This is a genomic window from Micromonospora rosaria, from assembly GCF_001567585.1.
Lineage (GTDB): Bacteria > Actinomycetota > Actinomycetes > Mycobacteriales > Micromonosporaceae > Micromonospora > Micromonospora rosaria.
On the sequence record NZ_LRQV01000268.1, the window covers coordinates 1 to 2,759 of the forward strand.

Annotated in this window: 3 protein-coding genes; all 3 read left to right on the forward strand. The window is 76.3% G+C overall.

Annotated elements, in window-relative coordinates:
* Nucleotides 1-813 (forward strand): acetyl-CoA carboxylase carboxyltransferase subunit alpha (locus tag AWW66_RS31845; RefSeq protein WP_067374457.1); only part of this gene is annotated, 813 nt, incomplete at its 5' end.
* On the forward strand, nt 810-1,349 hold the full coding sequence (gene accB, locus AWW66_RS31850) for an acetyl-CoA carboxylase biotin carboxyl carrier protein (protein ID WP_067374461.1): 540 nt from the start codon (nt 810-812) through the stop codon (nt 1,347-1,349). The genes AWW66_RS31845 and accB, both read left to right, overlap by 4 nt.
* Before the next feature lie 21 nt (nt 1,350-1,370).
* Nucleotides 1,371-2,759: acetyl-CoA carboxylase biotin carboxylase subunit (locus AWW66_RS31855; RefSeq protein ID WP_067374467.1), on the forward strand; the 1,389-nt coding region annotated here is incomplete at its 3' end.

The following is a 2,759-nucleotide window of genomic DNA, read 5'->3' on the forward strand; positions in this document are numbered from 1 at the left end:
GGCCGGGATCCCTGGGAGACCGTCCGAACGGCCCGGCACCCCGGGCGACCCACCACCCTGGACTACCTGGACAGCGCCTTCGACGGCTTCGTCGAGCTGCACGGCGACCGGCTCGGCGCGGACTGCCCGGCGGTGGTCGGCGGCCTGGCCCGGCTCGACGGCCGGCACCTGATGGTGATCGGACACCAGAAGGGGCACAGCACCGCCGAGCTGGTGGCCCGCAACTTCGGCATGGCGAGCCCGGCCGGGCACCGCAAGGCGTTGCGGCTGATGCGGCTCGCCGCCCGGCTGGGCCTGCCGGTGGTCACCCTGGTCGACACCCCGGGCGCCGACCCCGGCGTCGGCGCCGAGGAGCACGGGCAGGCCGCCGCCATCGCGGAGAACATCCTCACCATGAGCTGCCTGCCGACGCCGGTGGTCGCGGTGGTCACCGGGGAGGGCGGCAGCGGTGGCGCGCTGGCCCTGGCGGTCGCCGACCGGGTCCTGATGCTGGAGCACGCGGTGTACTCGGTGATCAGCCCCGAGGGGTGCGCGGCGATCCTCTGGCCGGACCGGTCCGCCGCCCCGCAGGCCGCCCGCGCGCTGCGGCTCACCGCCCCGGACCTGTGCCGGCTCGGCATCGTCGACGAGGTGGTGCCCGAGCCGGCGCCGGCCGCCCAGGCCGACCCCACCGGGGCCGCCGAGCTGCTGCGCACGGCGGTGACGGCGAACCTGCTTCCGCTGCTGGACGTGCCGCCCGCGACGCTGGTACGTCGGCGGCGGGAACGGTTCCGCCGCTACGGCGCCCGGGGCCCGCAGGCGGGTACCCGATGAGCGCCCCGACCGACGACGACGCCGTGCTGGCCGGGCTGCGCCGGCACGCCCGGCACCTGGTGGCCGAACTGGCCGGACCGGTGCGCCGGGTCCGGTTGCGCAGCGGGCAGACGGTGCTGGAGGTGGAGTGGCACGGCGCGGCCTCGGCGCCACCGGCGCCCCGGACCGCACCCGCCGCCGTCCCCTGCGCACCGGCCGCCGTCCCCTGCGCGCCCGCCGCCGTCGCCTCCGCACCCGCCGCCGTTCCCACCGTCTCCGCGCCGGCCCCCACGGCCACCGCGCCAGCGGCCGGCGAGCGGGTCGCGGTCCGGGCCCCGATCGTGGGCACCTTCTACCGCGCCCCGGAGCCGGGGGCCGCGCCCTTCGTCGCGGTCGGTGACCTGGTCCGGGCCGGCCAGGTGGTCGGCATCGTCGAGGCGATGAAGCTGATGAACGAGGTGGTCGCCGACCGGGCCGGCCGGGTGGTGGAGCTCCCGGTCGCCGACGGCCAGCCTGTCGAGTACGACCAGCCGCTGATCGTCGTGGAACCGGTCTGAGGGCGCCGGGGTGGTGTGCTGATGTTCGACAAGGTGCTGATCGCCAACCGGGGCGAGATCGCGCTGCGGGTGCTGCGGGCCTGCCGCGAACTGGGCGTGCGGACGGTGGTGGCGTACTCCACCGCGGACGCCGACTCGCTTCCGGTGCGACTGGCCGACGAGGCGGTCCGGATCGGCCCGGCGGCCAGCCGGCGCAGCTACCTCAACGCGGCGGCGATCGTGGAGGCGGCCCGGCAGACCGGGGCCCAGGCGGTGCATCCCGGCTACGGGTTCCTCTCCGAGGACGCCGACTTCGCCGAGATCTGCGCGGACAACGGGCTGACCTTCGTCGGCCCGCCCCCGCACGTGATGGCCGCCCTGGCCGACAAGTCCTCGGCGCGGGCGCTGATGCAGCGGGCCGGCCTGCCGCTGCCCCCGGGCAGCGTGCAGACCGTGCCGACGCTGGCCGGGGCGGTCGAGGTGGCCGACGGGATCGGGTACCCGGTGATCGTCAAGGCGGCGGCCGGCGGGGGTGGCCGGGGGATGACCGTGGTTTACCACGCCGCCGACCTGCCCCGGGCGTACGCCCGCACCCGGGCCGCCGCGCTGGCGGTCTTCGGCGACGACCGGGTGTACGTGGAGCGCTTCCTGACCGAGGCGCGGCACGTCGAGGTGCAGGTGCTCTGCGACGCGCACGGCAACGGCGTGCACCTGGGCACCCGGGACTGCTCGGTGCAGCGGCGGCACCAGAAGCTGGTCGAGGAGGCGCCCGCGCCCGGCCTGCCGGAGCGGACCCGGGAGGCCATCGCGGCGGCGGCGCTGCGCGGCGTGCTCGACGTCGGGTTCACCGGCGCGGGCACGGTGGAGTTCCTGGTCGACGCCGACGGCGAGTTCCACTTCCTGGAGATCAACTCACGGATCCAGGTGGAACACCCGGTGACCGAGATGATCACCGGGATCGACCTGGTGCACGAGCAGTTGCACATCGCCGCCGGTACGCCGCTGCGCTTCCGCCAGGCCGACGTTCGCCCGACCGGGGTCGCGGTGGAGTGCCGGGTCAACGTCGAGGACCCGGACCGGGACTTCGTCCCGACCCCCGGCCGGCTGGACCGGTTCCGCCCGCCGGGCGGCCCGTTCACCCGGGTCGACACCCACGGCCATCCCGGCTACCTGGTCGGGCCGCACTACGACTCGTTGCTGGCCAAGGTGGTGGTCTGGGCCCCGGACCGGGACCTGGCGTTGTGCCGGCTGGACCGGGCGCTGACCGAGTTCGACGTCGCCGGGCCGGGGATGCGCACCACCATCCCGTTCGTCCGGCGGGTCCTCGACGACGCCGCCTTCCGCGCCGGCCGGTACACCACCGGCCTGGTCGACCGGCTGCTCCGGGCGACCCCACCCGGACCGGAACCCGCCGCCGGCGCATCCGCGCCG